Raw genomic sequence first — 24,717 nt, forward strand, 5'->3', positions numbered from 1 at the left:
CGCCCATCGGATACCGGATGCCCAAACCGCTGACGACGCCGGCCAGTTGCCCGGCCGCGTCCTTGTGCGCCACCAGCTCGGCCAGCACCTCGCGGACCGGGTCCATGGCGTCGTCGCCCAGGTACAGCATCGACGCGGCCTGCGCGTTGCGCACCAACGCCGCGCCGACCGGGTGGCGTTCGGCGTGGTACGTCTCCAGCAGCCCGTCCGGGGCCCGCCCGGCCAGCACCAGCGCCAGCTTCCAGCCGAGGTTCGCCGCGTCCTGGAGACCGGCGCTCAGCCCCCACGCGGCCAGCGGCGGCATCGCGTGCGCGGCGTCGCCGGCCAGCAGCACCCGGCCCTGCCGGTACCGGTCGGCGAGCCCGGCCGCATTGCCGCAGGCCCACAGCCACAGCGGCCGCGCGCCGTGGATCGACTCGCCGGTCAGCCGCTGCCACGCGTCGGCGACCCGCTCGAAGGTCAGGGTGCCGGGGTCGGGGTCGGGCGGCAGGGTCCGGTCATGGACCACGACGCGGTAGCGGCCCTCGCCCAGCGGCGTGCACACCACCATGTTCCCGCCCGGCAGCCGCTCGCCGATCGGCCGCGGGCGCAGCGTGACGCCGCTGATCTCCGCGGTGTACATGCCCCGTGTCGCCGCCCGCCCGGTCACGGTGATGCCCGCCGCCGCACGGACCGCGCTGTGCGGGCCGTCGCAGCCGACCACGTAGGCGGCGGCCGCCTCGCCGGGGCCGTGCGGCCCGTCGAAGGACACGGTCACGCCGTCGGCCGTCTCGCGCAGCCCGGTCACCTCGTGGCCGCGCCGCACCGGGACGCCGAGTTCGGCGAGCCGGCCCTCCAGCATTTCCTCGGTGCGGGCCTGCGAAAGGCCCAGCACCCCGCTGTGGTCCTCGTCGAGCATGCCGAGGTCGAAACGCACCCCGCCGAAGTGCCCCATCGGGCCCCAGCGGAAGGGCGCCAGCCGGGACAGCAGGCCGCGCTGCGCCAGGGATTCCGCGGCCCGCCGGTTGAAACCGAGCGCGCGGGATTCCCCGGACCGGGCGGAGAGCTTTTCGTAGACGGCCACCTCCACGCCGCCCAGACGGAGTTCGCCCGCCAGTAACAGGCCGACCGGGCCGGCCCCGACAATGATCACGCCAGTTTCCACAAGGGCCCTCCAACATAGGGCGGGTGGTGAGTCATCGGCTCAGAATTGCATGCCGCCGGGCGCGCTCGCAATGAGAAGAGGCGGTGCGTGAAAAGGCCGGCGGAGCCTTGCGAAAAAGCGGCGGATACACCGCGTGCGAAAAGGCGTTCAACCGCGGAATTTCCGCGGTTGACGCCTTGTCGCGGCACTTCGTGAAAGCCGGTGTCAGCTTTCGGCGGGCGGCGCCGGTGCCGGATTGGCCGCGCAGGTCGCGTCGGCGCCCGGGCCGGCCGCCGGGCGGCTGCCGTCCTTGAAGAAGGCGCTGACGTACGCGTTCATACAGGCGTTGGCGTTGCGGGACATGGACGTCTCGTGTTCGAAGCCGCCGTGCTCCACCACCAGCCGGGAGTCGGGGAACTCGCGCTGCATCCGCAGGGCGCCCGACAGCGGGGAGTTGCCGACGTCGTCGCCCTGGAGCAGCAGCACGTCCGCGCCGCTGCCGATCCGCTGCGGTGTCGCGGCCGGCACCGGCCAGAAGGCGCAGGGCGCGTTGTACCAGGCGTCGGACCAGGTCATCATGTGGTCGCCGGCGGCGTACCGCGCCGCGTAGTCCTGCTGCCAGCGCTTCCAGTCGTGCGGCCAGGGCGTGTCGACGCACTGCACCGCGCTGTACATGGCCTGCTTGTTCTGCGTCGGCGTGCCCGGCACGCCGAAGCCCGCCTGGAGCCCGGCCGGGTCCGCGCGCAGCACCCAGTCGGCGAGCGCCTTGGCGTTCGCGGCCCAGGAGGAGCGGCGGTAGAGGCTGACGAGGAAGATGTCGGAGTACTCCGACGGGCCGATCTGCCCGCTGATCGGCGCTCGGCGGACCGCGTCCATGCCCTGGTAGTAGCGGGCCTCGACGGCGGCCTCGGTGGTGCCCAGGTGGTAGGTGGCGTCATGGGCGGCGATCCAGGAGAAGTACGTGCCGGCGCTCTTCTCGAAGGTGTCGCTCTGCGCCAGGTCCGTGGCGTACCAGGTGCCGGCCGGCGCGACCACGGTGTCCAGCACCATCCGCCGCACCCGGCTGGGGAACATGGAGGCGTAGACCGCGCCGAGGTAGGTGCCGTAGTCGTAGCCGAAGTAGCTGATCCGCTGCTGGCCGAGCGCCTGCCGGATGCTGTCGAGGTCCCGGGCGGCGTCCTTGGTGCCGAGGTACGGCAGCACGTCGCCGTAGGCGTCGCCGCAGCTGCGGGCGAAGCTGCGGGCCCGGTCCACCCAGGTGCTCATCTCGGCGGCCGTGCGCGGCACGTAGTCCGGCCGGGCCTGGCCCGGCCACAGGTAGGCCGGGTCGCAGGTGACCATCGGCTCGCTGGCGCCGGTGCCCCGCGGGTCGAAGCCGATCCAGTCGTACTGGGCGCCGGTGCCGGTCGGCAGGCCGGAGGTGCCGGTGGCGAAGCGGGTGGGCAGGTCCCGCCCGAACTGGCCCGGCCACTGGCCGCGGTTGAGCAGCACCACGCCCTGGTACTGGTCGTCGGGCGCGGTGTGCCGGGCCCGGGTCAGCGCCAGGGTGATCTGCCGGCCGCCGGGCTCGGCGTAGTCGAGCGGCACCCGCAGGGACCCGCACTCCAGCCCCTTGAGGAGGGTGCCGACGAGCGGGTCGCTGTCCGGGCAGGGCGACCAGCTGATGGTCCCCGCCGCCGGCGTGACCGCCGTGACCGCCGCCGCAGCCGTCCTGGCCGCCGCGGGCCCGGTGGCCGCCTGCGCCGGTGCGGCCGCGGCCACCCCGGCGAGCGCGGCCGCCGTGGCCACCGCCGGGACGAGTCTTCGTCTCCGTGACGTCTTCCGCATCGTGTCTCCCCCATCGTGTCCGGCGGCCCGCCGGCGTCGGCCGGCCGGTGCCGCAGCTGCTCTCTGGTTGCGTCGCGCCGACGGGCGGGCGGTCAGGGCCGGTTGACGCCCTCGGGCGCGAGCGGACCGCCCGCGCCGCCCATCCGCCGCATCCGATCCCGCATCGAGGCGGTGGTGTTGACGTGCGGGAACTCCTCCGCCGGCACCTCGACCCCGAGGAAGTCGCACAGCGGCTCCCAGCCCTGCTGCACGTCGAGGACGAGCAGCCGCTCCCGGGGGACGGAGTCGATGATCTGCTGGTTGCGCCGGTGGTACACCTCGATCGCCTGGGCCCGGTCCTCGAACCGGCCGTCGAAGAGCCCGTCCCACGTCATGGCGGTCGTCATCCGCAGCACCCGGGCCTGCCGGGAGCCCTCCTGCGGCGGGTCCTCCCGGCCTTTGAGCACGAACTGGAAGAGCGTGCGGTACGTGCTGTCGTACCAGCCCTCCGCGTCGCGCACCGTGAGCACCACCTTGGCCGCGGGGAACGCCTCGGCGATCGGGCGGTAGTAGAAGGAGGGCGGACCGTCCACGGCGGAGGTGTAGCCGTCGAACACCGCGGCCCAGTCCGGCTCCTCGCCGTCGCAGACGATGCCCTCCCACTGCCGCAGCCGCTTCTCGTCGCCGACGATGTCGAACATGTGGTAGCAGGGGCCCAGGCCCAGCCGCTCCAGTGCCACCTGCAACGACGTCGTCCCGGTCCGGCCCAGGCCGGCGTTGATGAGCTTGAGCATCGTGATGACTTCCCTCCGTGCGTACGGTCGGCAGGCGCCTGCCGAGGCGGTCGGCGCGCGTCAGCGCCAGTCGGCCGGTACCTGCCGGGTGGAGACGTTGACCCGGTTCCAGAGGTTGACCAGGCCGATGTGGAGGACCAGCGCGGCGAGTTCCTCCGCCGTGAAGTGCGCCTCGGCCTGCGCCCAGACCTCGTCGGCCACCGGGTCCTCCCGCCCGCTGATCTCGGTGGTCGCCTCGGCCAGCGCCAGTGCGGCGCGCTCGGCCCCGGAGAAGCAGTCCGCCGCGCGCCACCCGGCCACCCGCGGCAGCCGCTCGTCGGCCGCGGCGGCCGGCCCGAGGTCGGCCGGCAGCGTGTAGCGGCGGCCGTTGATCTGGCTCACCCGCAGCCGGACCAGGTCCAGGGTCCGCTGCGGCACACCGGTCGCGCCGATGACCTTGGACAGGTCGAGCAGCGGTTGCAGGGCGTCCGGCACGATCAGCGAGGGGTTGTTCATCCGCGGTGGCATCGGGTCATCTCCTGGGAGTCGGGGCCGAGCCGCGCCGCCCGAGCGCCCCCTTCCGGGTGCGCGGCGGCGGGTGCCGGGGCCCAGGCTGCCGCCCGGCACGCGGCGGCGGCAACTGAACGCACCGGAACGCCGTGCGGCCGGTGGCACCCGGCGTGCTCGACTGCGGAGCGGGCGCGGTTGAGCACGCCCTGAACGGCCCGGGCGTCGACAACCGCCGTGCCGGTGCGCACAGTTCGGGGAACCCCCGCCACCACGGGAGGGGCCTCGCACACGCCGGCCGGGGCGGCCGGACCACCGCAGAAGGGACGGGCCACGATGACCGGGGAGGCCGCGATGACCGGGAAAGCCGCCGTGACCGGAGAAGCCGGGGAAGTCGGGGAAGTCGGGGAAGCCGACACCGCCGGGAAGGTCGCGCTCGTCACGGGCGCCAACAAGGGGATCGGGTACGAGACGGCGCGCCAGTTGGGGCAGCGGGGCATCCGCGTCCTGGTCGGCGCCCGGGACGAGGGACGCGGCAAGCAGGCGGCCGACGCGCTGGCCGCCGGCGGCATCGACGCCGAACCGCTGCGGCTGGACGTGACCGACGCCGCCGGCGTCGCCGAGGCGGCGGCCCGTATCGAGCGGCGCCACGGCCGCCTGGACATCCTGGTGAACAACGCGGGCGTCGCCGGCGGCTTCACCGGCGCCCCCAGCCAGGCCACGGCCGACGACCTGCGCGCGGTCTACGAGACCAACGTCTTCGGCGTGGTCACCGTCACCCGCGCGATGCTGCCGCTGCTGCGCCGCGCCCCGGCGGGCCGCATCGTCAACATGTCCAGCCACATCGGGTCGCTGGCCCTGCACGCCGACCCGGACTCCCCGCTCGCCGGGGTCAACATGATCGCCTACCAGTCCTCGAAGACCGCCCTCAACGCGCTGACCCTCGCCTACGCGAAGGAGCTGCGGGGCACGGCGGTCAAGGTCAACGCCGCCCACCCCGGCGTGGTGGCCACCGACATCAACCACCGCCGCGGGCACCGCACCCCCGCCCAGGGCGCCGTGATCGCCGTACGGCTGGCGCTGCTGGACGCCGACGGGCCGTCCGGGGCGTCGCTGGCCGAGGAGGGCCCGGTGCCGTGGTGACGGCCGCGGGCGGGCGGGACAGCCGGGCGGGGCGGGCGGGCCCGGGTGCAGCGAGCCTCGTCCGCTCCTCGGGCCGTACTCCACCGCGCGCGGGCAGGGTGGCGGGCGGCCGGCTCCCCGCCCCGCTGCGGCGGGGACCGAGCGGCCGCCGGAATCCGACGGAGGAGGAGAGCCCGACCGATGAGCTTCGTCAAGGTCTGCCCGGAAGAGAAGGTCCCGGCCGAAGGCGCGATCGCGGTGGAGGTCGACGGCACCGCGGTCACGCTGGCCCGCAGCGGCGGCACGGTCTACGCGGTCGGCGAGCTGTGCTCCCACGCCGAAGTGCCCCTCGCCGGGGGCGAGGTCTACGACGGGACGATCGAGTGCTGGCTGCACGGCTCCTGCTTCGACCTGAAAACCGGCGCCCCCTCGGGCCCGCCCGCGACGCGCCCGATCCCCACCTACCGGGTGAAGGTCGAGGACGGCTACGTCCACGTCGCGCCGGGCCCCGCGGTCGCGGCGGGTGAGCCGTCCGGCGAGCTGACGGGCGGTCAGGCGTGACGGCCGCGGCAACCGGAACCCGGCGCCCGGTCGTCGGGATCGCCGCGCGGACCGCGCCGGTCACCCTCCAGGGCAGCGCGCTGACGGTCAGCCTGGCGCTCCAGTCCCATGTGGACTTCCTCGCCGCGGCCGGCTGCCTGCCCGTGGTGCTGCCGCTGGGCCACGGCGCGCAGGAACTCGCCGGCACCCTCGACGGCCTGCTGGTGCCCGGCGGCCCCGACGTCGACCCCGCGCTGTACGGGCAGCCGCCGCACCCCAGCACCCGGGCCGTCCGCCCGGACCTGGACCGCGCCGAACTGGCGCTGATCGGCGCGGCGCTGGCGGCGGACCTGCCGCTGCTCGCCGTCTGCCGCGGCATGCAGCTGCTGAACGTGCAGCGTGGCGGCACCCTGCACCAGCACCTGCCGGAGACCACCGGCGACGACTCCCACCGCCCGGCCACCGCCGGCTTCACCTTCGGCCGGCACGCGCTGGAGCTCCGGCCCGGCAGCCGGGTCGCGGGCATCCTGGGCGACAGCGGCGCCGAGTCGTTCTGCCACCACCACCAGGCCGTCGACACCGTCGGGACCGGCCTGACCGCGACCGCGTGGGCCCCCGACGGGACGGTCGAGGCCGTCGAGGCCGACGGCCGGCCCTTCGCCGTGGGCGTGCAGTGGGAGGCGGGCCAGACCGCGGACGACCGCTTCCACCGGGCGCTCGCGGGGGCCGCTGCCGCACGGGCCGGGCGCCGGCACCCGCAACCCGCGGGGTCCACCCGTCCTTGACCGCGGCTACAGACGCCGTCGGCACGCTACGAGAACACCGCGGCCGAGCACACCGCCGCGCACCCGCACCACCACTCCCGCACACCACCACCCCTGCGCACCACCCCAGTCCGCGTCAGTGCCAGGACGCGGCGGGCCGACCGGCGACCGGCGGCCCGGCCCGTGCGGCAGCCCCCGCGAGCGCGCGGCTGCCACCTCCAGGAAGGACCACAATGGCAGCAGTCGAGGTTCCGGTACTGATCGTGGGCGGCGGCGGATGCGGCCTGGCCGCCTCCAACTTCCTGTCCGACCACGGTGTGGCCCATCTGCTGGTGGAGCGGCACTCCGACACCGCCCACGTGCCGAAGGCGCACTACCTCAACCAGCGCACCATGGAGATCTTCCGGCAGCACGGACTCGACCGGCCGATGACCGAGCAGGGCGCGCCCCTGGAGCTGTTCGGCGGCCTGCGCTGGCTGACCTCGCTGGCCGGGGACGAGCCCATGGACACGCGGCTGATCCACGAGATGGACGCCTTCGGCGGCGGCGTGCTGCGCGAGCGCTACGCCGCGGCCGGCCCCGTCCTGCCGGTCAAGCTGCCGCAGGTCAGGCTGGAGCCGATCCTGCGCCGCACCGCGGAGGAGCGCAATCCCGGCCGGGTGCGCTTCGGCCACGAGATGACCGGCTTCGAGGACCGGGGCGACCACGTGGTGGCCGAGATCCGCGAGGTCGCGACCGGCGAGACCACCACCGTCACGGCGCAGTACCTCATCGGCGCCGACGGCGGCCGCACCATCGGCAGCGCCCTCGGCATCGAGATGCAGGGCCTGCACGGCCTCCTCGACGTCACCACCGCCTACTTCGCTGCCGACCTGTCGCCGTGGTGGCAGGAGGGCACGCTGCTCACCCACTTCCTCAACGCCTACGACCCCGACCTGTGCAGCAACCTCATCGAGATGGGGCCGAGCTGGGGCAAGGCGTGCGAGGAGTGGGTGCTGCACTTCCCGCCGATGCCGGACGGCCGCCTGGACGAGGAGGCGGTCACGGCCCGCATCCGCGAGCTGCTGCGCGTGCCCGACCTGGAGCTGACCCTGCACCACGTGACGAACTGGACCGTGGAGGCGCTGGTCGCCGAGCACTACCGCAAGGGCTGCGTGCTGCTGGCCGGGGACTCCGCGCACCGCCAGCCGCCGACCGTCGGCCTCGGCCTCAACTCCGGTATCCAGGACGCCCACAACCTCGCCTGGAAGCTGGCCGCGGTGCTCTCCGGCCGGGCCGGCGACGCCCTCCTGGACAGCTATGAGGCCGAGCGGCGCCCGGTGTGCCGGCACAACGTCGACTGGGCGGTGTCCGCCGCCTCCCACCACCAGACGGTCCTGGAGACGATCGGGCTGGGACCGCACGCGCCCCAGCAGCGCCGGGAGCGGATGTTCGCCCGGTTCTTCGAGGAGTCCCCGATCGGCGACGTGGTGCGGGCGCGCACCGCGGAGATCCTCGACACCCACCGGGCCGGCGGGCAGGCCCACGACCTGGAGATCGGCTTCGCCTACGAGCAGGGCGCGGTGCTCCCCGACGGCAGCGCGCCGCCGCCGCGCACCGCGATGCGCGACGTCTACCACCCCACGACCCGGCCCGGGCACCGGCTGCCGCACGCCTGGCTGGAGCACGACGGCCGGCGCGTGTCGACCCACGACCTGGCCGGCCCCGAGCGCGGCTTCGTCCTGCTCACCGGCCCGGACGGGGCCGCCTGGTGCGAGGCGGCCGCCCAGGTCGCGGAGAAGCTCGCCACCCCGGTCACCGCGGTCCGGATCGGCGGCGCCGGCGCCCCGTACACGGACACCGACGGCGGCTGGGCGGCCGTACGGGGGACCGCCGCGGACGGCGCGATCCTGGTGCGCCCGGACAACCACGTCGCCTGGCGTGCCGCGACCGCCGCGGACGACCCGGCGGCCGCCCTGGCCGACGTGCTCACCCGGCTGCTGGCCGGCCCCGGCGCGTAGCGGTTCGCGGCCCGGACACGGCAGGCGGTCCAGGAAGGCCCGCACAGCGCAACGACCAGGCGGCTGAGGCAGCCGAGACGGAGGCAGACGGTGACGGTGGACGGGACGGTGCTGGTCCTGGGCGGGACCGGCAGACAGGGCGGCGCGGTGGCCCGTGAACTGCTGCGCCGCGGGCGGACGGTGCACGCGCTGGTGCGTGCGCCGCAGTCCGCGGCGGCGCAGGCGCTCGCCGCGCGGGGCGCGGTGCTGGTGCCCGGCGACTTCGACGACGAGGCGTCGCTGCGCGCGGCGATGACGGGGGTGCACGGCGTCTTCAGCGTCCAGACCTTCCGCACGCCGGGCGGGTCGGACGCCGAGGAACGGCACGGCAGGACAGTGGCCGACGCCGCCGCGGCCACGGGCGTCGCGCACTTCGTGTACAGCTCGGTGGGCGGCGCCGAACGCGGCAGCGGCATCCCGCACTTCGAGAACAAGTGGCGCATCGAGCAGCACATCGACAAGCTCGGGCTGCCCGCGACCGTACTGCGGCCGGCGATGTTCCACGACGTGCTGCGCGACATCGGCCCGCGCCGCGCGGACGGCGGGCTCGTCCTCGGCCTGTGGCTGCGCCCGCAGGTCGCGGTGCAGGTCATCGCGACCTCCGACATCGGCGCGTTCGCCGCGGACGCCTTCGACGACCCGGACGCGTGGCTGGGCCGGCAGGTCGAGATCGCGAGCGACGAGTTGACCGGGCCGCAGATGGCCGAGGCGTTCGCGCGCGTCTCGGGCCTGCCGACCCGGTACGAGCAGCAGTCCTTCGAGCCGCTGCGGGCCGCCCGCCCGGACCTGGCCCGGATGTTCGACTGGCTGGACCGCGAGGGCTACCGCGCGGACCTGCCCGCGCTGCGCCGCCGGCGCCCGGACCTGGTCGGCCTGGAGAGCTGGCTGCGGGCGAACTGGACGGTGCCGCCCGCCGCTTCGGACTGACCGCGCGCACCGCGACCGGCCCGCCTCCGCGGCACAGGGGAGGCGGGCCGGTCGTGTGTGCCGCAGGCGGCGCTGCGCCGTCGGCGCGGGGAGCGCACGTGCGCGTACGGCACGGGGACCCGCGGGTCCCCGTGCCGTACGCGGTGGTTCGGGCGGTCGGCGCCGCCGCTCAGGAGGTGGCGAAACCGGCGAGCACCCGGCCGAGGATGTCGGTGTGGATGCGGTGCCAGGTGCCCGGCAGCCCCATGCCCCAGCCGTTGGGCAGGGCGCGGGCGGTCGCGCGGGCGGCGTCGCGCAGCCAGTCGCCGGTGCTCTCGCTGTGGACGACGAGCGCGGGGACCCGCAGCGTCGCGAGGCGCTGCTCGGGCACCTCGAAGTCGCCGAGGATCGCGGTGTCGTACAGCAGCGTGTGGGCGTTCGTCTCGTTCGTCGCCCACAGCGGGCCGCGCCGCCAGTCCGCGAGGACCGCGGGGGACAGGCCGAGCAGTTCGGTGAGCCAGTACTCCGCGGTCTCGCCGCGCCGCCCGTCCGCGAGCAGCCCCCGCAGCACCTCCATGCAGTCGGCCGGCGGCTTGGGGTACCCGGCGGTGCGGAAGTACGGCTCGTGCAGCGCCAGTCTGGTGATGGGCAGCCCGGCCATGGCCGCCTCGAGCGCGAGGTTCGCGCCGGTGGACCCGGCGAACACCACCGCCGCGCCGCCCGCCTCGTCGATCAGCGCGGCCAGGTCCTCGATCTCCCGCTCGACGGCGTACGCCGGGCTGTCGCCGCTCTCGCCGCGCCCCCGGCGGTCGTAGACGTACACGGTGCAGTGCGGGGCGAGTTCGGGCACCAGCGCGTCGAAGATCGTGTGGTCGCGGAACGCGCCGTTCATCAGGACGATCGGCGGGCCGTCGCCCGCCGACCGGTAGGCGATCGTCGTGCCGTCCCGCGATACGACCTTCCGCATGGCGCTCTCCTCACGCTGGGCTGGTGGTGGCCGGTACCGCCACTGTCCGGCAGGCCGGTGGACGGCCGGTCGAGCGCCGATCGCACGCCACCGCCCGGGCCGCGGGCCGGGGTCCACCCGGACTCGACCGGGACTGCCGCCGGGCCTGTCGACACTGGGGCCACACCCAATCCATGAGGGAGCCGGCGGAATGGCGGACAACGGAATGTCTCGGACGCGCGAAGTCCCGCATGTGGTCGTCGTCGGGGGCGGTGTCGCGGGCCTCGCGGCGGCGTTCTTCCTGCGGAACGAACCGGTGCGGGTGACGGTCCTGGAGGGGTCGTCGCGGATCGGCGGGCAGCTCGCCGTCTCGGAGCTGGCCGGCACCGTCGTCGACGAGGGCGCCGAGTCCACGTACGCCAAGCGCCCCAAGACCGCGCGGCTGCTGAAGGAGGCCGGGCTCGCGGACCGGGTCGTCTCGGCGGGCACCAAGGCGATGGCGATCAGGACCGGCGGCGCCCTGCGCCCCCTGCCGGACCGCCAGTTCATGGGGGTGCCCTGCGACATGGACGAGCTGGCCGGCGCCGGCCTGTTGTCCGGCGCCGCGGTGGACCGGGCCCGCGAGGACGCCGTGCGGCCCATGTCAGCGCCGGACGGCGACGTGTCGGTGGCGCAGTTCGTCGGGGCGCGGCTGGGCCGCGAGGTCGTGGACCGGCTCGTCGACCCGTTCCTGGCCGACGCGTACTTCGGCCGCGCCGACGAGCTGTCCGCCGCGGCCACGCTCTCCCCGCTGGTCGGCGCCGCCCGCCGGCACCCCTCCCTGGCACAGGCGGCGGCCGCGCTGATCCCGCCGCTGCCGGCGGACGGCGTACGGCCCCCCACGGGCATCTCCACCCTCGTCGGGGGCCTGGGCCGGCTGCCCCGGGTGCTCGCCGACGCCCTGCTCGCCGCGTCGCCCGGCTCGGCGGTGCGCACCGGGTCCGCGGTGCGGGAACTCGCCCGCGCCGCACACGGCTGGCGGCTGACCGTGGACACCGCCGCCGGGACGCAAGTGGTCGACGCGGACGCCGTCGTCCTCGCCGCGCCCGCCGGAGCGGCCGGCCGGCTGCTCGCCGGGGTGCCCGGAGCCGGCGCCGCCGCGAGTGAGCTCAGCGGAGTCCCGCACGCCGGCTCGGTGATCATCACCCTCGCCTACCCGCGCGGCGCGCTCGACGCCATGCGTGCCCTGGGCCACAGCGGCTACCGGGTGCCCGCGGTGGACGGGCGGCCGATGAAGGTCGTCACCTTCTCCACCGTCAAGTGGCCGCACCTGGCCGGCGAGGTGGAGATCGTACGCTGCCAGGCCGGGGGCAGCGGAGACGGCGCCGTGCTGGAGCGCGACGACGCCGACCTCGTCGCGCTCGCCGCGGCCGAGGTCGCGGGCGCCGCCGGGGTGGTGGGCGACCCGGTGGCGGCCCGGGTCAGCCGCTGGGCCGACGCGGTGCCCCAGTACACCGTCGGGCACCTCGACCGGGTGGCGCGGATTCGCGCGTCCGTGGCCGCGCAGCCCTCCCTCGCGGTCTGCGGCGCCGTGTACGACGGCGTCGGGATCGGCCAGTGCGTGGTCAGCGCGCGGGGGGCCGCCGACCAGGTGCTCGGTTCGCTGCGCGCCGCCGCGCCGGCCGCCCCGGCGGCGGCGCGGGCCCGGGACTGACGTGCCGTCCGCACCGCATCCCCGTTCCGTCCCTTTGGAGGCCCGACGTGGCGCAAGGCACCCCGACCCCTGTCGACTTCTGGTTCGATCCGCAGTGCCCCTGGGCGTGGATCGCATCGCGCTGGATGCACGAAGTGGCGCTGCTGCGGCCGGTGGAGGTGCGCTGGCGCGTGATGAGCCTCGCCGTCCTCAACGAGGGCCGCGACCTGCCGGAGCGCTGGCGGGCGGCGAACGGCATCGGCCCGGTGCGGGTGTGCGCCGCCGCCGAGCAGAAGTACGGCCCCGAGGTGCTCGGCCGCCTCTACACCGAGCTGGGCACCCGCTACCACCATGAGAAGGCGCCGCGGGACCGGGCCACCGCCGCGGCGGCGCTCGAAGCCGCGGGCCTGGACGGCGACCTGGCGGAGGCGATGGACACCGCCGAGTACGACGCGGCGCTGCGGCGCTCGCACCGCGAGGGCATGGAGCAGGTCGGCGACGACGTCGGCACACCGGTGATCTCGGTGGCCGGGAACGCGTTCTTCGGGCCGGTGGTCACCCCGGTGCCGCGCGGCGCGGCCGCCGCGAAGCTGTGGGACGGGGTGCTGGCGGTCACCTCGACCGACGGGTTCTTCGAGTTGAAGCGCACCCGCGACCGCAGGCCGAGCTTCGACTGACCGCGGCCGGCCCGCTCCCTCACACCCGAACACGCCGTGCCCCGTTCGCCGTTGCGGACGGGGCACGGCCAATGGTGATAATGCTCGCAGAACGCCGAGGGGGCCGCGCCCCCGCGGCCGGATCGCGACACTGGACCCGGACCGGCCCCGCCGACAGGAGCAGACGATGAAGTTTCGGACCCAGGTCGAGCCCCCGGAGCCCATGCGCGGGCTGGAGGTGCCGCCCGAGATCGTCGAGGAACTCGGCGGGGGAGCGCGGCCGCCGGTGACCATCACCGTCAACGGCCACACCTGGCGCAGCCGGCTCGCCATCATGCGCGGCCGGCACCTGATCGGCTTCAGCAAGGCCAACCGGGCGGCCGCGGGCGTCGACACCGGCGAGGAGGTCGAGGTCGAACTCGCCCTGGACACCGCGCCGCGCACCGTGACCGAGCCCGAGGACTTCGCCGCGGCGCTGAAGGCCGACCCGGTGGCCGCCACGGCCTACAACAGCCTCACGCCCAGCCGCAAGCGCGAGCACATCCGGGCCGTCGAGAGCGCGAAGAAGCCCGAGACCCGGGCCCGCCGCATCGCCAAGGCGCTGCTGACGCTGCGGGAGCAGGACCTGTCCTGACCGGCCGGGGGAGCGGCGCTCAGCGCTTCGGGCGCCGCTGCTCCCGCGCGTCCGGCTGCCGTTCCCGTGCGTCCCGCTTCCGCGGGTGGTGCTGCTCCCGTGCGTCCCGCTCCCGCTCGCGTTGCTGCTCCCGCCGCTGCTCGCGGTGCTGCTCCCGCTGCCGCCGGCGGTGCTCTTCCCGCTGCCGTTCCAGGTGCCGCCGCTCGGCCTGCCGGCGACGGCGCCGCTCCTGCCGGTCCTGCCGCCGCCACTGGCGCAGCAGCGAGCGCTCCAGCGCGCTCAGCGGGTCCTGCGGGCGCAGGCGTTCGGGGTGCGCGGGCGGCGGGCCGTCCGGCTGCTCCGGCTCCTGGTCGAAGGGCGGCCAGCCCGGCACCCACAGCCCCAGGGCGTGCATGGCCCCGTAGGCGCCCAGGGAGCGGCACACCTCGCCGACGAAGCGCCTGAGCAGGGCGAGGGCGGCCATGGACGGGGTCCCTTCGCGTCGTGCCCCCCGGTGCGGGAGGCGGTGACGCTACTGTCCGCGGCACGGTTGGAGCCGGGCTGGAAGCCCGCTCAAGCAGGTGCGGGGCCGCCGGGCGCGCACGCGGACGGCCCCGGGTCCCCGCCGGGCGGGGAGCCGGGGCAGTGCCGCGCGGGGCCGGTCAGCCCCAGTCGCCGGCCATCTGCTGGGTGGTGACGTTGAGCCGGTTGAAGAAGTTGGTGAGCGCGACCATCAGCACGATCGCGGCCAGGCCCTTCTCGTCGAAGTGGTCGGCGGCCGCGTCCCAGACCGCGTCCGGCACCGGGTCGCTGCGGTCGGCCAGCCGGGTGGCGTGCTCGGCCAGCGCCAGCGCGGCGCGCTCCTCGTCGGTGAACAGGGTGGTCTCGCGCCAGGCGGCGACGGCGAACAGCCGCTCCTCGGTCTCGCCGCTCTTGCGGGCGCCGCGGGCACCGGAGTCCACGCAGGAGCTGCACCCGTTGATCTGGCTGGCGCGCAGGTGGACCAGGTCCAGGGTCGTCTTCGGGACGCCGCCGGAGTAGATCGCCTTGTACATGTCCTGGATGGACTGGGTGGCGCCGAGGATCATCGCCGGGTTCTTCATGCGCGCTTCCATGGTCATTGCCTTTCGTGCCTTTCGGGGGTGAACACACGGCGCCGCCGCGGGGCGGCGCCACTTCTATGACGACCGCCGCCGCGGGAGTGTGACAGCGGGGGCGCACCGGCACCCGAACGGCCCCCGGCGGTGGTGCGCCGGGGGCGGGAAAGCGGGGCGCCGCACCGCGGGGGTCGGCGCGACGCCCCTCGTGACCCGTCGCGGCCGGTCAGGCGCCGACGTCCGCGCGGGTGGTCTCCACCGGGCGCCCGCCGTCGGGCGGCGCCTGGGTCTCGGGGTGGCCCGGGCGCCAGATGCCCGGGCCGATCGACAGCGACAGGGCGGGCACCAGCAGGCTGCGCACCAGGAAGGTGTCCAGCAGGATGCCGACCGCGATGAGCAGGCCCTCCTGGAGCGAGGAGACGGTCGGGATGGTGGCCAGTACGCAGAAGGTGGCCGCCAGGACGATCCCCGCGGAGGTGATCACCCCGCCGGTGACGGTCAGGCCGGTGAGCACGCCCTCGCGGTGCCCGCGGCGCCGGACCTCCTCGCGCACCCGCGCCATCAGGAAGATCGTGTAGTCCACGCCGAGGGCGACCAGGAACAGGAACCCGATCAGCAGCAGGCTGCGGTCCATGTGCGGGTAGCCGATCGCGTGGAAGAGCAGCGAGGCGGCGCCGACCGCGGCGGCGTAGGACAGGATCACCGACAGCAGCAGCACGATCGGCGCGACCACCGACCGCAGCACCAGCATCAGCATGGCCAGGACCACCAGCAGCACCAGCGGGATGAGCAGCATCTCCTCGTCCTTGGTGGCGTTCGCGGTGTCGAGGGCGATGGCGCTCTGGCCGCCCACGACCGCGTCGGAGGTCTCGCCCGGCGCGCTGCCCAGCGCGCTGCGCATGCGGTGGACGGTGGCGCGGGCGGCCGGGGTGTCCGGGGCGTCCTTGAAGACCGCGGTGATGTGGGTCCAGCCGCCCGCGGTGCGCTCGATGTCCGCGCTCTGCACGCCGGGCACCGACTCCACCACGCGCAGCGCGCTGTCGCCGGACTGGCTGGGCACGTAGACGTCGGCGGGCTCCGAGGCGCCGGCGGGGAAGTGCGCGGCCAGCACCTTCTGGCCCTCGATGGAGCCGACGGACTTGGTGAACTGCTGGGCCTGGGTCTGGCCGGTCTCCACCGTGGCGGTGCCGGCGGCGAGGGCGGCCAGCACCACGATGCAGCAGGCCCACACCACCCGCGGCCGGCGGGCGACGGCGCCGGCCACCCTGGCCCAGGCGCCGTGCTCCTGCTCCGCGCCCGCCCGGTAGCCGGGGGTGTGGCGCGGCACGAACGGCCAGAACGTCCACCGGCCGAGTACGACCAGCAGCGCGGGCAGCAGCGAGGTCATCGCCAGGAACACCACCGCGATGCCGATCGCCACCACCGGGCCGAGCCCGCGGGTGGAGGTCATCCGGCCGAAGACCAGGCACAGCGAGGCCAGCACGACGGTGGCCGCGGAGGCCGACAGCGCCGAGATCGAGCGGCCCACCGCGATCCGCATCGCCTCGTGCCGGTCCTCGTGCCGGTGCAGTTCCTCGCGGTAGCGGGCGATCAGCAGCAGCGCGTAGTCCGTGCCGACGCCCACGCACAGGATCATCAGGATGTACGTGCTCAGGCCGTTGACGAGCAGCCCGGCGTGCGCGGCGAACAGGTACACCACGCCGCTGGCCACCTCCGCGGCCAGGAAGACCGACAGCAGCGGCACCAGCCACAGCACCGGGCTGCGGTAGGTCAGCAGCAGCAGGATCGCGACCACGGCGAGGGCCGCGCCCAGCAGGGCGCCGTCCATCCCGCTGTACACGTCGGCGAAGTCCCGGATGCTGCCCGCCTCACCGGACACCTTGGTCTCGAGCCCGGCCGGCGCGCCGTCCCGGACGACCGTCTCCGACCGGTCCACGGCGTGGGTGAGCACGTTGTTGTCGCTGGGGCTGGTGCGCAGCGACAGGCTGATGAAGGCGGCGACGTGGTCGGTGGAGAACTCGGGGGCGGACACCGGGCCGACGGCGACGTCCTTCAGGGCGCCGCTGTCCGCGGTGATCTTCGCGGTGTCGGCCGCGGTGAGGCCGCCGGCGCGGGTGTAGACGATCACCGCGCCGCTGGTGTGCCGGTCCGCGAAGTGCTTCTCGGCGATCTTGACCGCCTGGGTGGACTGGGCGCTGGAGGGCAGCCAGGTCTCCTGGTCGTTGTTCTGGACGTGGCCGATCTTGGCGCCGAGCGATCCGCCGGCCGCGATCAGGACCAGCCATATCACCAGCACCGCCCACTTCGAGCGGCGCCCGCTCACCAGCCGGGCATAGCCCGCGGTGAAGCCGTCTTTGGGCCCCGACCTGACACTTTGTGTGATCGGTTGCTCATTCTTGGTAGTCATGCCAGCTCGCAAGAGGTCGGGGAGGCCGTTCTCCACGGCTCCGGTCAGCGGGGTGGGGCGTGCGCGTCGGGACGCGGCTTCGTCGGTCACTGCTATGACGGCCGGCGGCCGGAACATGTGACAGCCGGCCGCGACCGGGCCGAGCGGGCGCGCCCCAGGGGAAGTCGACCGGGCGTCCGTCACGGACGGCGACGTGCCGGCCGCCCCGGGCGCGGCGGCTGCCGCAGGTTCCGGCCGCCGGTTTCCGGTGGCGGCTCCCACCCGTCCCACCGGTCCGCCGCGCCCCACCCGGCTCAAGGGCCGCCTGACCTGTTCGTGACGGACAGCAGGCGTTCCCTGACAGTACGTCAGAGCCGCACTTGCCGCTCCGGCGACCGGTCGCGAGAATCGCGCTGGTCCGCCCCTCGCGGTTCGACAACGCCTCATGCGCCGTTGGAGAACCGTCGGAAGAGCGGCGGACAACCTGTGGAGTCGGGTCGCGTCAGTGGTTACGTACTCGACGGCTCGTTTCGCAGAGAGAGGCCGCGTGATTGTGCCCGTGCGACATGCGCTACGGATCGGATTCGGTGCCGGCTCGTCCACGTGCGGCCGGCCGACGCGAGGAGGAACCAGTGAGAGCGAAGGTCCTTGGCCCCTTACAGGTCGATGTCAACGGACTGACCGTCGTCCCCACCGCGAGTAAGCCCCGCCAGATCCTGGCGCTGCTGGCGCTCTACCCCGGCCGGGTGGTGCCCATCTCGACCCTCATGGAGGAGATCTGGGGCAGCAACCTGCCGGCCAGCGCGCTGACCACGCTCCAGACGTACATCCTCCAGCTGCGCCGGCGGCTCGGCCGGGCGATGGGACCGGACGAGCCGGGCACCGCCAAGGACGTCCTGGTCACCCGCTACGGCGGCTACCTGCTCCAGGTGCGGCCCGAGCACGTCGACGTCCACGAGTTCGAGCGCCTGGTCGCCACCGGCCAGCGCGCCTACGACGTGGGCGACGACGTCACCGCCGCCGACCTGCTGCGGCGCGCCCTCGACCTGTGGGACGGCAGCGCGCTGGTCGACGTGCGGATGGGACCGGTGCTGGAGATCGAGGCGGCCCGGCTGGAGGAGAGCCGGCTCGTGGCCGTGGAGCGGCGGATCGACGCCGAACTCCGGCTGGGCCGGCACCGGGAGTTCATCGCGGAGCTCACCGACCTGATCGCCCGCCACCCCGAACACGAGGGCCTGCACGCCCAGGCGATGGTCGCCCTGTACCGCTCGGGCCGCCAGGCGACCGCACTCGACGTCTACCAGCGGCTGCGCGCACGGCTGGTGGAGGACCTGGGCGTCGACCCCTCGCCGCAGTTGCAGCGGCTGCACCACGCGATCCTCACCGTCGACCCGCGCCTCGACGTGGCCGCCGGCCCGCGCCCGTCCTCGGCCTTCGGCTGGTACCCCAACTGAAGCGCGGCGCGCGGCCGTCCGGGGGCCGTGTCGACTGAGGAAATTCCTCAGTCGACACGAGCGCCGGAGTCGGGCCGCCCCGGGCGGGGCCGCACCGGGCGGACGGATCAGCCCGACGACGGCGGGGCGTCGTCGCCCGCGAGGTCCATCCGCATGGCGATGCCGTTCCAGTTCGCCGCGCACGCCCGCGCCAGGACGGCGATCTTCCTGGCCTGATGGGCCGGGGCCTGGAGCACCAGCCCCAGATCCGCGTCCCGGACGACATGCGTCTCCAGCCAGCGGATCATCTCCCGGCCGTCCTTGCTGTACTTCAGCGCCGGATCGCGCTTCAGCGACGCCAACTGCGTGTCCGGGTCGGCGTACCCGCCCAGGGCGTGCGCGGCCGGCGCCGCGGACAGCGCCCCCGGCCCGGACACCGCGGCGCCGTCGGCGCGTTCGCCGCCGACCAGCCGCGGGGTGAAGCGGCTGCGGGGCGCCGGCAGCGCCGCCCCGAGCTGCTCCCGGGCCGGCCCGACGGGCCGGCCCGCGAGCCGCTCCGCCGGCGGGTCCGCGGACCGGCCGGGCGGCAGCCCGACGGCCGCCCGGCCGCTCTCCTCCCGGTGCAGCGGCCGGGCCCGGCCGTCCCGGCCGACCCGCACCGGCGCCTGCGCGATGCGGCCCGCCGCCTTCCGGCGCAGCGCGCCAACGGTCTTGCCGGACAATCCTGTTCGGGCGGCTATGCCCCGGTCCGACCACTCCGGGCAGCCCTCGAGGATCTTCATGGCCGACTTCTTGCGGTCCGACAAGGTCAGCGGCAATCCGTGCCGCATGTTCAACTCCACGGCCAGCAGGAACGCTTCCCATTCCGATCCGTCGAAATAACGGACCTCGACCTCCCGCTGGCCGTTCAATCGCGCCACATGCAGACGGTGCATCCCGTCGACAACCTTCATTGTCGGACGATGCACGATGATGGGTGGGAGTTTTCCCTCGGTCGCCACCAGAGAACGTACGTGGTTGCGATCTATACCCTCCAACCGAGGCGAGTCCGCGTCGCGAAGCAATGCGACAGGAATGCGGAAGATCGACTCGGAAAGCCTCGCGGGCTGGTCACGACCCGCAAGCCGAGGGGTCCGGCGTTCAGGAGGTTCGGACCCGGCGGAGGCATCCCCCGACGCGCTGATCACCACACTGTGTCCTTTCCCGAAGCAAAGTGAACACCATGGACAGCACGTACCCACGGGATTCGGTCCTGAACCGGGCGGTGCGCGGCTCTCTTCGGACACAGTTGCGTTGTACCGGAAGCATACTTCGGACATGGTGCCGCAGAACCGGAACCATACTCCGCCGCCGCCGACCGGGGTGCCTGCCGGGTAGTGGGCACCGGGGAGGCGCCCCGGCCGGCGGCGGTTTCACGCCATCGACAGCGCCGCCAGACTGCGGTCGTCCCGCGGCGAGGAACGGCGGGCCAACCGCTCCTCCAACCGCAGCCGGGCCGCCCGGTGCCGGCCGGCCGACACCAGCGCGTACAGCATCGTCTCCTCCACCACCTCGCGCTGCGCGGCGCTGCCGCCCACCCCGCCCAGCAGCGGCAGCACCCGCTCCAGGCGCCCGGCCGCCTCCACCCACTGCTCCTCCACGACGCAGGCCAGCGCCTCGCACAGCGGCGCGACCACCTCCCGCTGCACCGCGTCGGCCCCCAGCGCGTGCACGCGCAGCCGGTTCAGACCCGCCAGGTCGTCGGCCGCCGCGAGCGCGAGCGCCGCGTGCAGCGCGGTGAAGGCGGTCGCCGGGCGCTCCAGGATCTCCGCGCCCACCGCGCCCAGCACGTCGTCGATCGGCACCCGGCCGGCCCAACTGCCCGTCACCCGGGCCCGCCACAGCAGCGAGCCGGAGTCCACCAGCGCCCGCACCCCGCGCACCTTCGCCGGCGCGAGCTGCCCCGCCCAGCGCCGCCGCACCGCGCCGGTGTCCTCCAACGCCAGCTCGTGCAGGGCCGCGTGCCAGGAGAAGTGCGCGCGGTGGGCGCTGCCGCGCCCGCGCGAGGCCAGCCAGCCGTCCAGCCGCGCCCGGCCCGCCTCGTGGTCGCCGCACTCGTAGTGCACATGGGCTAGCGCGTGCATGGCGTGCCCGGACGCGGGCTCGGCGGCGAGCGCCCGCTCGGCCAGCACCCCGGCCTCGTCGTAACGGCCCTGCTCCTGGCGCAGGAAGGCCAGCAGCGAGGTGTGGAACCAGTGCCCGGCGTGCGCGGCGGCGGTCTGCTCGACCAGGCGCAGCGCGCTGACCTCCTCCAGGTCGTGCAGGCCGGAGAAGGCGATGGTCGGCACCGCGACGGCCAGCGCGAGCGCGTCACCGGGGTGCGCGCCCAGATACCGCACGAGCGCCGCGTCGCCGTCGGCGGCGGTGCCGCGCACCCGGCGGGAGACGACGTCCACGAACGCCCGCTCGCGGTCGTCGGCGCGTTCGCGCGCCGAGCGCTCGGCGGCGGCCAGCGCGCCCGCCACGTCCACGTCAGCGCCGGTCTCGTGGCCCACCAGCGCGAGTGCGGCGTGGCCCAGCGCGAAGCCCGGGTCGAGCGCGGTGGCGCGGGCGAACGCGTCCTCGGCGCCGGCGCTCACCTTCAGCAGCCGCGCCACCCCGGCGCGGTAGGCCGCCGCGGAGTCCGCGCCGGTGGACAGCGCGAACCCCATGCCGTCGGCCGGGCGCCGCGGCCGCCGCGCGGGCCGCGGGCCGGCCAGCGCGCCGAACACCGCCGCCGCCACGGCCGCGGCCTGCACCCGGATCTCCGGGACCGCGGTGGTCTCCCACAACTCGCCCCGGCGCGGCGCCCCGAGCGTCCACAGATGCCGGTCCGCGCGGCCGTGCGCGGAAAGCAGCCGCCCGTCGGCGGTGGCGACGCCCATCCCCGTCGGGTCGGGCACCGCGCGGCCGCCGGCGAGCAGGCCCCGCCACAGCGGGTCCGCGGTGCGGCCCGGCCCGGTGCAGTCCAGCACCCACCCCACCGCCAACTCCCGCCGGGCGCCGCCGCCGGCGACGGTGACAGCCAGGCCGCCCGGGCCCTCGCCGGCCGCGACCACCCGGCCCCGGTGGGTGCGCAGCCGCCCGGCCCGGGCGATCCGCGCCACGCACTCCGCGGTGGCCGGCGGCATACGGTGCCGGTGGACGTTCCACAGCGCGCTGTCGCACGCCAGGAACTCCGCCCGCTCCCGCGCCGTCAGCGCCGTCCACAGCCGGGCCGTGACCGGGCGCAGCCCGTCCACCGCCGGCCGCCAGTCGCCCTGGGCGCGGACCGTGCGGCCCACGTGGCGGTGCACGGCCGCCCGCAGCCGGCTCAGCGGCAGGTCCGGGGTGTGCTCGTCGCTCAGCGCCGGGGGCAGCGGCGCGGGCGGCAGCGGCGCCACCGCGTGCGCCTGCGGCAGCAGGCCGTTGCGGGACACCGCGTGCAGGGTGCGCCCCGGCCGGTCCAGCGTCATGGCCAGGTCCATGGCGGTCAGGCCGGTGCCGACCAGCAGCACGTCGCTGTTCTCGCCCTCGGCCAGCAGCGCGTCCAGCGCCCCGGGCGCCCAGGGGTCGGCGACGAAGCGCGGGTCGGCGGCCAGCGCGCCGGGTGCCCAGCCGGCGTCGGGCGCGGCCGGGCCGGTGGCCAGCACCACGCAGTCCGCGTCCAGCGTGCCGCCGTCGGCCAGGGTGAGCCGGGCGGCGGCGCCGGCTTCGGCGTATCCGGTCACGCGGGTGCGCAGCCGCCGTACGCGGACGGTGCCGCGGGCGGCGATGACGGCCTGGCCGAGGGTGTCGGCCAGGTAGGCGCCGTAGCGGTAGCGCGTCGCGAAGTCCGCGGGGCTGACGTCGGGTTCGCCGTGGCGGCACAGCCAGCGGACGAAGTGCCCGGGGTCGTCGGGGTGGCAGCTCATGTTGCCCGCCGGGACGTTGAGGCGGTGCCGCGGGTCGCGGGTGGCGTACGCGCCGCCGCGGCCGGCCTCCGGCGCCGGGTCGACGAGCACCAGCTCGAAGCGGAACCCGCGGCGCCGCCCCGCTTCGCACAACTGGATCGCGACCATGGTGCCCGCCGCGCCGGCTCCCACGACGGCGACCGTCCGGGCGGGATTTCCTGACGGCATGCCTGACGACATGGGAGCCTCCTGTGCGGACGAAGGGCGCTGGGGCGGGCCGGGGCCCGTAATTCACTATTTCAGTGAAATACCTGCACTCGGCAAGGGCGTTGCGCCAAATCCCCCGGGACTCCACCCGGACTCCAGCCGGACTCCGGTACGGGCGCCGGACCGCGCCCGTACGGGGCCGGTCCGGCGGGTCTGTGAGAGAGTTGGGCCGTGCGGATCACAGCCAAGACCGACTACGCGGTGCGGGCGATGGCCGAACTCGCGGCCTCCGAGGTCCCGCTCACCGCAGAGAAGCTGGCGGCCCGCCAGGACATCCCGGTCCGCTTTCTCTTCGGCATTCTGCGGGAGTTGCGGATGAGCCGCCTCGTGCAGAGCATCCGCGGCCCCGAAGGGGGTTACGCGCTGGCGCTGCCCGCCGACGAGATCTCGCTCGCCGACGTCATCCGGGTCGTCGACGGCCCGCTCGCCAACGTCCGCGACCTCAGCCTCACCGGGCTGAGCTACCCGGGCCCGGCCGCGCCCCTGCCCGACGTCTGGCGCGCGGTCCGCACCAGCCTGCGCGAGGTGCTGGAGACCACCAAGCTCGCCGACCTCGCCGCCGGCGACCTGCCCGACGTCGTCCGCACCCGCGCCCGCACCTACCTCGCCGACGCGCCGGACGCCCCCGACCCGCGCCCGTAGCTCCCCGTCGCTTCCGGGCGGCCGCTCCACGCCGTCCAAGGCCCGGGTGCGTCGGTGCCTCGCAAGGTCCGCGTCCTGCTCGACTTGTTCCGGCTGGTTCGCCGGCCGCGGGCCACGGCCCCAGCGAGCCGCACCTGCCCGTCGGGCCGCCGGCCCGACGGCCCGGCGGCGTACCCCAGCACGAGCCCCGGCCGACGCGGCCCCCGAGCCCGTCCCGGAGGACGTGGGGGAGGCCGCGCGACCACGCGCTACGCGGGGACGGGCTCGCGCTCGGCGTCCCACTCGGCGGCCTGGAGGGTGTTGACCAGGAGCATCGCGATCGTCATCGGGCCGACCCCGCCGGGCACGGGGGTGATGCGGCCCGCGATGCCGTCGAGCTCGGCGGTGCGGACGTCGCCCCGCAGGCCCTCGGGCGTGCGGTGGATGCCGACGTCGATGACGGTCGCGCCCGGCTTGATGTGCTCCGGCCCCACCAGTCCGCGCACCCCGGTGGCGACCACGACGACGTCGGCGGGCCGGGTGACGGCGCCGAGGTCGGCGGTGAACTCGTGGGCGACGGTGACCGTCGCCCCGCGCTGGAGCAGCAGCTGCGCCAGCGGGCGGCCGACCAGCTCGCCCCAGCCGACGACGGCGACGCACGCGCCCTTGAGCTCGATGCCCTCGGCGTCGAGGAGTTCGATGACGCCGCTGGGCGTGCAGGGCCGCAGTCCGCGCTCGCCGCGCGCCAGGCGCCCGGCGCTGGCGGTGGTCAGGCCGTCGACGTCCTTGGTGACGGGGATGCGGTCGATCAGCGGTGCGGCCTGGAGCCCCTGGGGCAGCGGGAGTTGCAGCAGGATGCCGTGCACGTCGGCGTCGGCGGCCAGCGCGTCGATGACGGCCGCCACCTGCTCCTGGGTGGCGTCGGCCGGCAGGTGGTGGTGGACGTCGCGCATGCCCGCCTCGCGGATGGCGCGGCGCTTGGCGGCGACGTACACGGCGCTGGCGGCGTCGTCGCCGACCAGGATGGTCGCGAGTCCGGGCACCCGGCCGCCGGGCGCGGCCTCGGCCACGCGCTCGGCGACCCGGGTGCGGATGGCGCGGGCGATCTCGGCGCCCTTGATCGTGCGTGTCATGGCGGCGAACCGCTTTCTGTCGGCGGACGATTCACCCGGTGGCAAGGACTGCGTACGGGGGTACCACGTCAAGAATATGGCCTCCGTGCAGGGGGCACGGAACCGGGGCGGGCCTGCCCGCGGGCGCCGGTGGCCACGGCGGGCGCGGTGCACGGGTGAAGGGTCGCGCACGCGGCGCGAGGGGCGGCCGGGCGGGCGGGGCGCCGGGGGCGGCGGGCCATGCCGATGTGGTGTTCGTCACAGCGAAGTCGCGGCGGCCGGTGGGCTGCGGCCGCCGGTGGCGGACGGACCGGCCGGGCGGGCGGTGTTCGCGCTGGTGGCCGGTGCGGGGGCGGCGGCCGGGTGGCAGGGGGCGGTCGTGCGCCGGTGCGGAACCGACCAGTCGGTACGTATTGGTGCGTTTATATGCCTGCCGTCGGGTGC

General features: G+C 75.3%; 21 protein-coding genes. 10 read left to right on the plus strand and 11 right to left on the minus strand.

The features are described 5' to 3' along the window. The 4 genes from WA788_RS20375 to WA788_RS20390 all read right to left on the minus strand — a co-directional run. A partial coding sequence (locus tag WA788_RS20375) for an FAD-dependent monooxygenase (protein WP_335979348.1) occupies positions 1-1,132 on the minus strand: 1,132 nt, incomplete at its 3' end. Between the two features lie 216 nt (positions 1,133-1,348). Further along, positions 1,349-2,950 carry an alpha/beta fold hydrolase gene (locus tag WA788_RS20380; protein WP_335979350.1) on the minus strand — a complete coding sequence of 534 codons (1,602 nt, stop codon included), beginning with the start codon at positions 2,948-2,950 and terminating at the stop codon, positions 1,349-1,351. Between the two features lie 92 nt (positions 2,951-3,042). Then, positions 3,043-3,723 carry a sulfotransferase family protein gene (locus WA788_RS20385; protein WP_335979352.1) on the minus strand — a complete coding sequence of 227 codons (681 nt, stop codon included), beginning with the start codon at positions 3,721-3,723 and terminating at the stop codon, positions 3,043-3,045. A 60-nt stretch (positions 3,724-3,783) separates the two neighbouring features. Continuing rightward, the gene (locus WA788_RS20390) at positions 3,784-4,230 is read right to left on the minus strand and encodes a carboxymuconolactone decarboxylase family protein (RefSeq protein WP_335979354.1); all 447 of its coding nucleotides are present in this window, start codon (positions 4,228-4,230) and stop codon (positions 3,784-3,786) included. A 333-nt stretch (positions 4,231-4,563) separates the two neighbouring features. Between WA788_RS20390 and WA788_RS20395 the strand changes: the two genes are divergently transcribed. From WA788_RS20395 to WA788_RS20415, 5 genes are all read left to right on the plus strand, one after another. Beyond that, on the plus strand, positions 4,564-5,352 hold the full coding sequence (locus WA788_RS20395; RefSeq protein WP_335979356.1) for an SDR family oxidoreductase: 789 nt from the start codon (positions 4,564-4,566) through the stop codon (positions 5,350-5,352). A gap of 180 nt (positions 5,353-5,532) precedes the next feature. Continuing rightward, positions 5,533-5,892 (plus strand): non-heme iron oxygenase ferredoxin subunit, encoded by a 360-nt coding sequence (locus tag WA788_RS20400; protein ID WP_335979358.1) that lies wholly within the window; start codon positions 5,533-5,535, stop codon positions 5,890-5,892. Continuing rightward, positions 5,889-6,656: a gamma-glutamyl-gamma-aminobutyrate hydrolase family protein gene (locus WA788_RS20405; protein ID WP_335979360.1), complete on the plus strand. Its 768-nt coding sequence runs from the start codon at positions 5,889-5,891 to the stop codon at positions 6,654-6,656. Before WA788_RS20400 ends, WA788_RS20405 begins: the two co-directional genes overlap by 4 nt. 212 nt (positions 6,657-6,868) lie before the next feature. After that, on the plus strand, positions 6,869-8,635 hold the full coding sequence (locus WA788_RS20410; protein ID WP_335979362.1) for an FAD-dependent monooxygenase: 1,767 nt from the start codon (positions 6,869-6,871) through the stop codon (positions 8,633-8,635). 90 nt (positions 8,636-8,725) lie between these two features. Beyond that, positions 8,726-9,601 (plus strand): NmrA family NAD(P)-binding protein, encoded by an 876-nt coding sequence (locus tag WA788_RS20415; RefSeq protein WP_335979364.1) that lies wholly within the window; start codon positions 8,726-8,728, stop codon positions 9,599-9,601. A gap of 169 nt (positions 9,602-9,770) precedes the next feature. On the opposite strand, the gene WA788_RS20420 is transcribed toward WA788_RS20415, so the two are convergent. Continuing rightward, a complete protein-coding gene (locus WA788_RS20420) occupies positions 9,771-10,547 on the minus strand; it encodes an alpha/beta fold hydrolase (protein WP_335979365.1) in 777 nt (258 codons plus the stop codon). Positions 10,548-10,737: 190 nt separating this feature from the next. On the opposite strand from WA788_RS20420, the gene hemG reads away from it, so the two are divergent. The 3 genes from hemG to WA788_RS20435 all read left to right on the plus strand — a co-directional run bounded on the left by hemG (position 10,738) and on the right by WA788_RS20435 (position 13,488). Further along, complete coding sequence (gene hemG / locus WA788_RS20425) at positions 10,738-12,219, plus strand: protoporphyrinogen oxidase (protein WP_335979367.1); 1,482 nt, start codon at positions 10,738-10,740, stop codon at positions 12,217-12,219. Between the two features lie 47 nt (positions 12,220-12,266). Beyond that, a complete protein-coding gene (locus WA788_RS20430; RefSeq protein WP_335979369.1) occupies positions 12,267-12,875 on the plus strand; it encodes a mycothiol-dependent nitroreductase Rv2466c family protein in 609 nt (202 codons plus the stop codon). A gap of 166 nt (positions 12,876-13,041) precedes the next feature. Beyond that, positions 13,042-13,488 (plus strand): YdeI/OmpD-associated family protein, encoded by a 447-nt coding sequence (locus WA788_RS20435; protein WP_335979371.1) that lies wholly within the window; start codon positions 13,042-13,044, stop codon positions 13,486-13,488. A 19-nt stretch (positions 13,489-13,507) separates the two neighbouring features. Here WA788_RS20435 and WA788_RS20440 read toward each other — a convergent pair whose 3' ends face one another. The 3 genes from WA788_RS20440 to WA788_RS20450 form a co-directional block, all read right to left on the minus strand. Next, the gene (locus tag WA788_RS20440; RefSeq protein ID WP_335979372.1) at positions 13,508-13,951 is read right to left on the minus strand and encodes a DUF6059 family protein; all 444 of its coding nucleotides are present in this window, start codon (positions 13,949-13,951) and stop codon (positions 13,508-13,510) included. 178 nt (positions 13,952-14,129) lie between these two features. Beyond that, a complete protein-coding gene (locus WA788_RS20445) occupies positions 14,130-14,582 on the minus strand; it encodes a carboxymuconolactone decarboxylase family protein (protein WP_335979374.1) in 453 nt (150 codons plus the stop codon). A gap of 208 nt (positions 14,583-14,790) precedes the next feature. Next, positions 14,791-16,887 (minus strand): MMPL family transporter, encoded by a 2,097-nt coding sequence (locus tag WA788_RS20450; protein WP_335979376.1) that lies wholly within the window; start codon positions 16,885-16,887, stop codon positions 14,791-14,793. A 695-nt stretch (positions 16,888-17,582) separates the two neighbouring features. Here WA788_RS20450 and WA788_RS20455 point away from each other — a divergent pair. Continuing rightward, positions 17,583-18,404 (plus strand): AfsR/SARP family transcriptional regulator, encoded by an 822-nt coding sequence (locus WA788_RS20455; protein WP_335979377.1) that lies wholly within the window; start codon positions 17,583-17,585, stop codon positions 18,402-18,404. Positions 18,405-18,511: 107 nt separating this feature from the next. On the opposite strand, the gene WA788_RS20460 is transcribed toward WA788_RS20455, so the two are convergent. Both WA788_RS20460 and WA788_RS20465 read right to left on the minus strand, forming a co-directional pair. Beyond that, positions 18,512-19,303, minus strand: coding sequence for a hypothetical protein (locus WA788_RS20460; protein WP_443034070.1), 792 nt, complete (start codon positions 19,301-19,303; stop codon positions 18,512-18,514). A gap of 492 nt (positions 19,304-19,795) precedes the next feature. Further along, entirely contained in the window at positions 19,796-22,513 is a 2,718-nt protein-coding gene (locus WA788_RS20465; RefSeq protein WP_335979381.1) for an FAD/NAD(P)-binding protein, read from the minus strand. Positions 22,514-22,711: 198 nt separating this feature from the next. Between WA788_RS20465 and WA788_RS20470 the strand changes: the two genes are divergently transcribed. Continuing rightward, positions 22,712-23,182 (plus strand): RrF2 family transcriptional regulator, encoded by a 471-nt coding sequence (locus WA788_RS20470; RefSeq protein WP_335979383.1) that lies wholly within the window; start codon positions 22,712-22,714, stop codon positions 23,180-23,182. A gap of 248 nt (positions 23,183-23,430) precedes the next feature. Here the strand turns inward: WA788_RS20470 and WA788_RS20475 are convergent, their stop codons facing one another. Further along, the gene (locus WA788_RS20475) at positions 23,431-24,294 is read right to left on the minus strand and encodes a bifunctional 5,10-methylenetetrahydrofolate dehydrogenase/5,10-methenyltetrahydrofolate cyclohydrolase (protein ID WP_335979385.1); all 864 of its coding nucleotides are present in this window, start codon (positions 24,292-24,294) and stop codon (positions 23,431-23,433) included. Positions 24,295-24,717 lie beyond the last annotated feature (423 nt).

Source organism: Streptomyces sp. CA2R106 (assembly GCF_037034245.1).
In the GTDB taxonomy this organism is placed as follows: Bacteria; Actinomycetota; Actinomycetes; order Streptomycetales; family Streptomycetaceae; genus Actinacidiphila.

Excerpts from the sequence above, each read along its gene's own strand:
- WA788_RS20380 (WP_335979350.1), bottom strand. The coding sequence starts at position 2,950 with ATGCGGAAGACGTCACGGAGACGAAGACTCGTCCCGGCGGTGGCCACG.
- WA788_RS20445 (WP_335979374.1), bottom strand. The coding sequence starts at position 14,582 with ATGGAAGCGCGCATGAAGAACCCGGCGATGATCCTCGGCGCCACCCAG.
- WA788_RS20420 (WP_335979365.1), bottom strand. The coding sequence starts at position 10,547 with ATGCGGAAGGTCGTATCGCGGGACGGCACGACGATCGCCTACCGGTCG.
- WA788_RS20390 (WP_335979354.1), bottom strand. The coding sequence starts at position 4,230 with ATGCCACCGCGGATGAACAACCCCTCGCTGATCGTGCCGGACGCCCTG.
- WA788_RS20435 (WP_335979371.1), top strand. The coding sequence starts at position 13,042 with ATGAAGTTTCGGACCCAGGTCGAGCCCCCGGAGCCCATGCGCGGGCTG.
- WA788_RS20440 (WP_335979372.1), bottom strand. The coding sequence starts at position 13,951 with ATGGCCGCCCTCGCCCTGCTCAGGCGCTTCGTCGGCGAGGTGTGCCGC.
- WA788_RS20465 (WP_335979381.1), bottom strand. The coding sequence starts at position 22,513 with ATGTCGTCAGGCATGCCGTCAGGAAATCCCGCCCGGACGGTCGCCGTC.
- WA788_RS20410 (WP_335979362.1), top strand. The coding sequence starts at position 6,869 with ATGGCAGCAGTCGAGGTTCCGGTACTGATCGTGGGCGGCGGCGGATGC.
- WA788_RS20400 (WP_335979358.1), top strand. The coding sequence starts at position 5,533 with ATGAGCTTCGTCAAGGTCTGCCCGGAAGAGAAGGTCCCGGCCGAAGGC.
- WA788_RS20475 (WP_335979385.1), bottom strand. The coding sequence starts at position 24,294 with ATGACACGCACGATCAAGGGCGCCGAGATCGCCCGCGCCATCCGCACC.
- WA788_RS20385 (WP_335979352.1), bottom strand. The coding sequence starts at position 3,723 with ATGCTCAAGCTCATCAACGCCGGCCTGGGCCGGACCGGGACGACGTCG.
- WA788_RS20395 (WP_335979356.1), top strand. The coding sequence starts at position 4,564 with ATGACCGGGAAAGCCGCCGTGACCGGAGAAGCCGGGGAAGTCGGGGAA.
- hemG (WP_335979367.1), top strand. The coding sequence starts at position 10,738 with ATGGCGGACAACGGAATGTCTCGGACGCGCGAAGTCCCGCATGTGGTC.